The 7,983-nt window shown below is 36.9% G+C and carries 11 protein-coding genes and 1 pseudogene; 2 read left to right on the top strand and 10 right to left on the bottom strand.

What is annotated here, in order from left to right; translation table 11 throughout:
* Window positions 1–79: 79 nt before the first annotated feature.
* Window positions 80–1,144, bottom strand: a complete 1,065-nt coding sequence (locus tag IQ226_RS23920) for an NAD-dependent epimerase/dehydratase family protein (protein ID WP_193899545.1) — start codon at window positions 1,142–1,144, stop codon at window positions 80–82.
* Between the two features lie 57 nt (window positions 1,145–1,201).
* Window positions 1,202–1,315 (bottom strand): annotated as a pseudogene (locus IQ226_RS25440) (ABC transporter permease); the annotation flags it as partial.
* A gap of 503 nt (window positions 1,316–1,818) precedes the next feature.
* Between IQ226_RS25440 and IQ226_RS23915 the strand changes: the two are divergent.
* Entirely contained in the window at window positions 1,819–2,022 is a 204-nt protein-coding gene (locus IQ226_RS23915; RefSeq protein ID WP_193899543.1) for a hypothetical protein, read from the top strand.
* 500 nt (window positions 2,023–2,522) lie between these two features.
* Here IQ226_RS23915 and IQ226_RS26105 read toward each other — a convergent pair whose 3' ends face one another.
* The 3 genes from IQ226_RS26105 to IQ226_RS23900 form a co-directional block, all read right to left on the bottom strand.
* Entirely contained in the window at window positions 2,523–2,738 is a 216-nt protein-coding gene (locus IQ226_RS26105; RefSeq protein WP_193899541.1) for a DUF2887 domain-containing protein, read from the bottom strand.
* A gap of 69 nt (window positions 2,739–2,807) precedes the next feature.
* Complete coding sequence (locus IQ226_RS23905; RefSeq protein ID WP_370567223.1) at window positions 2,808–3,221, bottom strand: HEPN domain-containing protein; 414 nt, start codon at window positions 3,219–3,221, stop codon at window positions 2,808–2,810.
* On the bottom strand, window positions 3,218–3,565 hold the full coding sequence (locus IQ226_RS23900) for a nucleotidyltransferase domain-containing protein (protein ID WP_193899539.1): 348 nt from the start codon (window positions 3,563–3,565) through the stop codon (window positions 3,218–3,220). Before IQ226_RS23900 ends, IQ226_RS23905 begins: the two co-directional genes overlap by 4 nt.
* A gap of 502 nt (window positions 3,566–4,067) precedes the next feature.
* On the opposite strand from IQ226_RS23900, the gene IQ226_RS23895 reads away from it, so the two are divergent.
* Entirely contained in the window at window positions 4,068–4,271 is a 204-nt protein-coding gene (locus tag IQ226_RS23895; RefSeq protein ID WP_193897146.1) for a hypothetical protein, read from the top strand.
* 415 nt (window positions 4,272–4,686) lie between these two features.
* Here the strand turns inward: IQ226_RS23895 and IQ226_RS23890 are convergent, their stop codons facing one another.
* From IQ226_RS23890 to IQ226_RS23870, 5 genes are all read right to left on the bottom strand, one after another.
* Window positions 4,687–5,574: a DUF2887 domain-containing protein gene (locus IQ226_RS23890; RefSeq protein ID WP_193899537.1), complete on the bottom strand. Its 888-nt coding sequence runs from the start codon at window positions 5,572–5,574 to the stop codon at window positions 4,687–4,689.
* Between the two features lie 91 nt (window positions 5,575–5,665).
* Window positions 5,666–5,893, bottom strand: a complete 228-nt coding sequence (locus IQ226_RS23885; protein WP_193899535.1) for a hypothetical protein — start codon at window positions 5,891–5,893, stop codon at window positions 5,666–5,668.
* Window positions 5,894–6,359: 466 nt separating this feature from the next.
* Entirely contained in the window at window positions 6,360–6,554 is a 195-nt protein-coding gene (locus tag IQ226_RS26100; protein ID WP_370567224.1) for a type II toxin-antitoxin system HicA family toxin, read from the bottom strand.
* Window positions 6,555–6,597: 43 nt separating this feature from the next.
* Window positions 6,598–6,870, bottom strand: coding sequence for a type II toxin-antitoxin system HicB family antitoxin (locus tag IQ226_RS23875; protein ID WP_039205177.1), 273 nt, complete (start codon window positions 6,868–6,870; stop codon window positions 6,598–6,600).
* A 799-nt stretch (window positions 6,871–7,669) separates the two neighbouring features.
* The coding region (locus IQ226_RS23870) for a DUF4351 domain-containing protein (RefSeq protein ID WP_193899533.1) at window positions 7,670–7,983 on the bottom strand (314 nt) is incomplete at its 5' end.

Genomic DNA, 7,983 nt, shown 5'->3' with positions numbered 1-7,983 from the left:
TCATACATCGTTGGCAGTGTTTGTTGAGGAGGTAATGGCTCATAGCTAGGTTTGCTATACACATCACTTTGATACATTGTTAATTATCTCCTGTATTTAATCGCTGTTGCCAAGATTCAACTATCTGTTTAATTGTCTCTTCTAAGGAAATTGTAATATCCCAGTCAGGATAATGCTCACGCATTTTTGTTAAGTCGGAATAATAGCAAATATGATCACCAATGCGGTTTTCGGAAACGTAAGTATAAAGCATGGCTTTACTACTATATTTTTCAGTTAAATTAAATGCTTCTAGAATTGAGCAGCTATTTTGCTTACCTCCTCCAAGGTTATACACTTCTGCTATGCGAGGACTTTTAATAAAAGCTTCAATAAACTTCGCTACATCTAAGGAATGAATGTTATCTCTAACTTGCTTGCCTTGATAACCAAATATTTTATATTCTTTACCCTCTAAGTTGCATTTGACTAAGTAACTTAAAAAACCATGTAATTCCACTCCTGAGTGGTTTGGACCTGTTAAACAGCCGCCCCGCAAACAGCAGGTGGGCATATTAAAATAGCGTCCATACTCTTGGACCATTACGTCTGCTGCAACTTTAGACGCGCCAAATAACGAATGTTTTGATTGATCAATGCTCAGGGTTTCTGGAATACCATGCTCATAAATAGGATCATCATAATCCCATCTGGTATCTAATTCTTTGAGTTTAATTGTGTTCGGGCGATCGCCATAAACTTTATTTGTGGACATATGCACAAAGGGCGATTCTGGGCAAAATTGCCTCACAGACTCTAATAAATTCAGAGTTCCTACTGCATTTGTATCAAAATCATCAAAAGGAATGGCTGCTGCCCGATCATGACTAGGCTGTGCTGCTGTATGCACAATAGCATCCGGTTGGAGACTGGCAATTAAATTTAGCACCCCTTGGCGATCGCGGATATCTACTTCATGATGAACAAACCCTTTAATGGAGTTTTGCAGCCGATGTTGATTCCAGCGTGTATCTCCTTGAGATCCAAAAAAAACCGCCCTTTGGTTATTATCAACACCATGAATTTCCCACCCAATAGAAGCAAAGTATAAACATACTTCCGAGCCGATTAGACCTGATGAGCCTGTTACAAGTAATCTTTTCATCAAATTTTCCAGGTTATATTTTTTGAATAGTATATCTATCTACTTGAGAATTTGATCTTAAATCACATCTGCAAAAGTTCGTTCCATCTTCCGAAAATACCAAATTCCACTCACTAATAGTAAAAACACTAATCCCATAGAGAGAATAAAACCTGGCAAATACAACTGAGATTATCCACCCAAATCCGATTTCGCTCACAGCTTCTCTGCACTTCGGCCTCCTGATCACTAACTAAACAATTGATCATAAGAAGGTTGCATGGGAGGGACTGAGATCAAAAAGACCATCAAAGCCCAACTCACTGTTCAATACTATCCGGTTCTGTCACTCTCGCACAACAATAATCGGATCTATTTTTTGTAACTCTGATTTTATCAATGTTTGCGATCGCTGTTCTCTAAGGGATGAATAGTAGAATAACACAAATTTAATTAGTATACTCAAAACGGCTTGATTGTTTGATTCTAAACGTAGGGGTAAAGCAAGAGCTTCATTGGTGTCAACTTAGGTTACAGATGGCTTATTTGTTTGGCTTCCACACCCGCCAGGGAATAAATTCCCTGTCTCATAGCTCAAGTCCGTTTTAACGGACTAATGACTCCCGGTTCGCCTATTTTAAATTGAGTTAGAAAAAACCTGAACGATTTAATAGGGGTTTTAGCCTGTAATTCAAATGTACTATGACGTAGGCGATAGCGAAGCGCTGCTGCAAGCAGTTCGCATAAAAATAGAGTTTTTAGCACCGAGGGTAGCTCAAGCTAAATTTCGGGAAATCGCTAAAACCATTACGAAACCTAGATTTTCTATTTTTTTGGCAATTTCTCGAACTCCAAAAAAAATGAGCGAACCGGGAGTAATGAATTTTCCTAGTATTTAGTCATCTAAAAGATTACTTTCGCTATTAGCAAGGAACTTGAGTTCCTTGCGGGATGAAGATTTTGCGTTAAGTTGACACCATTAAGCTTTTGCTTTACCCCTACACGTTTGGGTTCTTTGTCATTTGGCAAAAGTTTAAATCTCACCCGTGTTTAGTATAGTTCGTTAAGTTTAGAGATTCTGATTCAAATGTCATCTTTATCGTCAGTACATTTTGCTTAACTCATCTGAATAATTGATACCTGCTAAAGAGTTTCATTTAACCAAGCGAACTGCTTGCAGCAGCGCTTCGCTATCGCTTTCAAGCAAGATCAACAAAGTATATCTCAATTGCCCCTATCCTAAGCTGTTGTGCATTTAGTTTGTATAATTCTAGCGGGCAAGATGCCCGCACTACAAAGTTCAAGACTTCTCTAAGAAGTCGGGGATCTGATGTTCTTATTTTATTTATAGAGTCAAGGTTAAAGAATTTCCCCAATGACTAATTTGAGATTTCATCAATTAGCGATCGCTTTCAAGATCAAAAAAGTATATCTCAATTACCGCCACTCTAGACGACAAAAGGGTATTTGATAGACTAAATGAATATTCGAGGATGGTTTTCAAGTCTTTTTGATCTAGAGTAACAATCAGTTTCAACAACTTCAGACTAATGGGGGCATTCGCTGGATGTTTTAATTTATCTAAGTATATACGGTGGATTCTGGAATTTGCCAATAAAAAGTCATCTAGCGATTTCCGCAAACTCAATTAAATAAGACTTTGAAAAATTTTCCACCCGTGAGATCAGATTGGTTGATCTGAAGTATTTTCATGATTTTTTCTGTCAAAGTATTGACTAGAGAAATTTAACATTTCTTCAGCATTATTGATCATTTCATGAGCTTCTTCTAGGCTAATATTAGGGCTAATATCATAATCAGCTTCATTTCTTTTAACCTGAGCATCAATCAAAAAACGATGATATTTTAGGGGAATATCTTGATTTTTACAAAACTCCCGTCCAAAAGCAGAAATAACAGCCTTATGACTAGAAAAAGATAAATTTTTGGATAACAGAAAAGCTTGAGCGATATAAAACATAGTATAGTAAACTCTACCAACTGCTAAATCGCGGAAATCGTTTTCCAGCAACAGTATAGAGGCTTTATGACTATTTTGAGATTTATCTAATAGTAACATAATTTCATGATTATTCACAGAATAACTCCCTCTCTCCGAATATTTAGGAGTAATGGACTATGTTCTAACTCAAATTTTTGAGTGAGCATTTCAATAAAGTTGATTAAAATATCGTCATTAATCGAGACATCACTAATAAAATTAATTAGTTGTTCTCGTTCTGGTTTTGACAATTTTTTTTGAGTAACAATCAGAATATCTATATCTGAATCTGATGTAAAATTTCCTCTTGCGTAAGAACCAAATAAAATAATTTGCTTTAAGTTATTTCCATATAAATATTGAACCTGCTCTTGAAAGAGTTTAAGAATATTTTGCACTGATAATGGTTGTTGAGTTAACTGGTTATTGGTATTAATCATAATTTTAACTTTTCCGATTTCGCTCACACTTTCTCTGCACTTCGGCCTCCTGATCACTAACTAAACAATAGATCATAAGAAGGTTGCATGGGAGGGACTGAGATCAAAAAGACCATCAAAGCCCAACTCACTGTTCAATACTATCCGGTTCTGTCACTCTCGCACAACAATAATCGGATCTATTTTTTGTAACTCTGATTTTATCAATGTTTGCGATCGCCGTTCTCTAAGGGATGAATAGTAGAATAACACAAATTTAATTAGTATACTCAAAACGGCTTGATTGTTTGATTCTAAACGTAGGGGTAAAGCAAGAGCTTCATTGGTGTCAACTTAGGTTACAGATGGCTTATTTGTTTGGCTTCCACACCCGCCAGGGAATAAATTCCCTGTCTCATAGCTCAAGTCCGTTAAAACGGACTAATGACTCCCGGTTCGCCTATTTTAAATTGAGTTAGAAAAAACCTGAACGATTTAATAGGGGTTTTAGCCTGTAATTCAAATGTACTATGACGTAGGCGATAGCGAGGCGCTGCTGCAAGCAGTTCGCATAAAAATAGAGTTTTTAGCACCGAGGGTAGTTCAAGCTAAATTTCGGGAAATCGCTAAAACCATTACGAAACCTAGATTTTCTATTTTTTTGGCAATTTCTCGAACTCCAAAAAAAATGAGCGAACCGGGAGTAATGAATTTTCCTAGTATTTAGTCATCTAAAAGATTACTTTCGCTATTAGCAAGGAACTTGAGTTCCTTGCGGGATGAAGATTTTGCGTTAAGTTGACACCATTAAGCTTTTGCTTTACCCCTACACGTTTGGGTTCTTTGTCATTTGGCAAAAGTTTAAATCTCACCCGTGTTTAGTATAGTTCGTTAAGTTTAGAGATTCTGATTCAAATGTCATCTTTATTGCCAGTATATTTTGCTTAACTCATCTGAATAATTGATACCTGCTAAAGAGTTTCATTTAACCAAGCGAACTGCTTGCAGCAGCGCTTCGCTATCGCTTTCAAGCAAGATCAACAAAGTATATCTCGATTGATTGCCGCCACCCTAGAGTTTCAGATCCCCGACTTCTTTGAGAATTCGGGGATCTCTGTATCGTTAAGGCAGGTCATTATAAATTAACTTAATTTAGTATATTTTTGTAGCCAGTCATCCAAATCATCAATACTCTGAAAATCCAACAACGCTTCTCCTAAGTCTTCCAACTGTGATACAGGAAAACTCTTGATTTGTGAACATTGGCTCTCTGGTAATTCCCCCAGTCGTCGCCTTAGTTGACGAATGACTAAATTAGCCTCACCTTCCTGAAGACCCTTTTGGCGACCTTCCTGAAGACCCTTTTGGCGACCTTCCTGAAGACCTTCGACAATAATCTCTTGGTAAAAACGGGATTGGGTAATATCCACAATTTCTAGGTCTAGCATATTCATGATGATCTCCTTCGTTAACTCAGGGAACTTATTAGCCAGTATAGTCTCAATTAAACTCAATCGCCTTTGAAACTCGCCTCTTGTGTCGGCTTCCTGCAATAGCTTTCTACCAATTACCGCACTTTTGTCTTTTTCTGTCACCAGCAATTGTAAGAGCATCAAATTCGGGGTTAGTTCTTGCTGATCCCGCAGATCACTCAAATATAGCTGAGTGACCCGTCTTTCCAATAATTCTGTGTAGGGAACTTCCCAGCCTAATCCTTGACTGCGATCGCGTAAAATCAACAGTCCCCGCCAGTCTTGTTTAACTGTATATTGATTAATATGGACAAACAATTGGGAAAAATACCGTCCATAGAATCCTGAATCGGACTGCATTTGTGCCTCAGCAAACACCATCGGTATCATCGGGTTATTTGATACTGGCGTAAAGACTCCATCCAGTCGAAACTCTTTCTCCTTAACAACAGGAGCATTATAAATGAACTCCCAGTTTTCTTCAATTCCTGGCATCAATTCTGCCAGCATCCCTGGTTGCGACAAAAATAATTCGTAAAACCATTTATCGGTTTTCATAGTAATTATATTTAACACGACTTAGTTATTTGATGCTCTGGGTAGGGGTAAAGCAAGAACATATATGTTTTGCGATCGCTAGTTTGGCTCACTAATCTAATATACTGACCATCGCTGAGACAACGCGCTTTGCACCATTGCCATCTACTAACTGCTGTCCTTTTTTACTCATGGTTTCCCGATGGGGGCGATCGCCAATTAAGTCTTGTATTGCTAAACTCAAACCCTCAATAGTTACATTTTGCTGGCATTTCTCAAGTATATTCTTTAAGGGCGATAGCGAAACGCTGCTGCAAGCAGTTCGCTCGACAATTTTCACTCATTTTTCCCCTAAATTGTTTATTTTATCATAAACAACGACCAATTTGAGATTTCATCAATTAGCGATCGCTTTCAAGCAAGATCAACACAGTATATCTCAATTGCCGCTATCCTAAGCTGTTGTGCATTTAGTTTGTATAATTCTAGCGGGCAAGATGCCCGCACTACAAGAGTTTCATGATTCAACTTTGTACCTCATAAGAGCGGAAACCGCTGTAATTTTGTCCGACTACTTATGACTTTCTGTTTAGCATTTTGTCCTAATTTTTGACCTAAATCAGGTATAAACTATAATGTCTAATATTTCCACTGAAATGCTAATACAATAAGGCTTTCAATGATTTTGAAATGGGTTCTCCATAAAAAGTACCAAAGAACCAAAAAACATAATTACTGGTAATTAATTGATTATATTGCCGATGTGCATTGGAAAACAATTTTTAGCTTAATTATGGCAAAATTCGTTATTGACTATCCATAAATTCTTCAACCGTTACATTAATTTCTCTAATAATTGCTCTGATTGTACCTTTACGAATTGTTTTGCCACGATGATGAGGAACAGGAATTACGATATTATCTAAATCTCTAACCCATAATTCGTGAGAACCTTTACCTTGTCTATAAAATCTAAAACCAAAAAGTCTTAGACGATTTATTACTTCTAAATAAGTTAATTCTCTTAACTTTGTTATCTAACAATTACAGTTTAATAGGAATAGTAAAAGCCCAACCTGTATTAGCTGAAAGTTCAATTGAGCCTAAATTTAAGTTCTCATTTTGTTCTTGCTTATACTCCATAATCATTTTTAAAACATCAATACAGTTAAATATAGCCTCTTGGGGTGTATCTCCTTCTGCAAAAGCTCCTTGAATACCCGGTATCATTGCTAAGTAACCATCATCATTACTTTCAATAACGACAGAAATGATTTGAGGTGTATTTTTTACTGGTAATTGATCAATAGATTGCATTTTTGCCTCCAAGTTCTATAGTCCTAATATCGTAATATAAATTAGCAAAGGCTTGAATAAAACTTAATCTTTTATATCTTTTCTGTACTTTGGCCTCCTGATCAATATCTCAAAAGAGATCCTCAAAAGGTTGCATGGAGGGACCAAGATCAAAAAGAACATCAAAGCCCACTCACTGTTCAATACTATCCCGGTTCTGTCACTCTCGCACAACAATAATCGAATCTATTTTTTGTAATTCTGATTTTATACAGGTTTGCGATCGCCGTTCTCTAATGGATGAATAATAGAATAACACAGATTTAATTAGTAGTTCGTTAAGTTCAGAGATTCTGATTCAAATGTCATCTTTATTGCCAGTACATTTTGCTTAACTCCTCTGAATAATTGATACCTGCGAAAGAGTTTTATTTAACCAAGCGAACTGCTTGCAGCAGCGCTTCGCTATCACTTTCAAGATCAACAGTTTCAGATCCCCGACTTCTCTCAGAAGTCGGGGATCTGATGTTCTTATTTTAGAGTCAAGGTTAAAGAATTTCCCCAATGACTAATTTGAGATTTCATCAATTAGCGATCGCTTTCAAGCAAGATCAACACAGTATATCTCAATTGCCGCTATCCTAAGCTGTTGTGCATTTAGTTTGTATAATTCTAGCGGGCAAGATGCCCGCACTACAAAGTTCAAGACTTCTCTCAGAAGTCGGGGATCTGATGTTCTTATTTTATTTATAGAGTCAAGGTTAAAGAATTTCCCCAATGACTAATTTGAGATTTCATCAATTAGCGATCGCTTTCAAGATCAACGGCGATTATCTTGTAACCAATTTTCCAAATCTGACATATTTTGAAAATCTAATAATGCCTCTCCTAATGATTCTAGTTGAGAAATGGAGAGCGATCGCACTTTTTCCTCTTGAATAGCAGTTAAATTACCACAACGGCGTTTTAACTGGCGTATAGTTAGATTTGCTTCTCCTTGCTGCACACCTTGTTGTAAACCTTTTTTCTCACCAATTTCTAACACCTCTTGATAAAACCGGGTTTGAGTAATATCAGCCTCTTTGAGATTAAGCATTTTTTGAATCTCCTCTAGGGTTAGTTGTGTAAATTTGT

Origin of the sequence: Dolichospermum sp. LEGE 00240 (assembly GCF_015207875.1) — a bacterium.
In the GTDB taxonomy this organism is placed as follows: Bacteria; Cyanobacteriota; Cyanobacteriia; order Cyanobacteriales; family Nostocaceae; genus Dolichospermum; species Dolichospermum gracile.
Note: the sequence above shows the minus strand (reverse complement) of the source record. Positions and strands in the feature narration are given on the sequence as shown.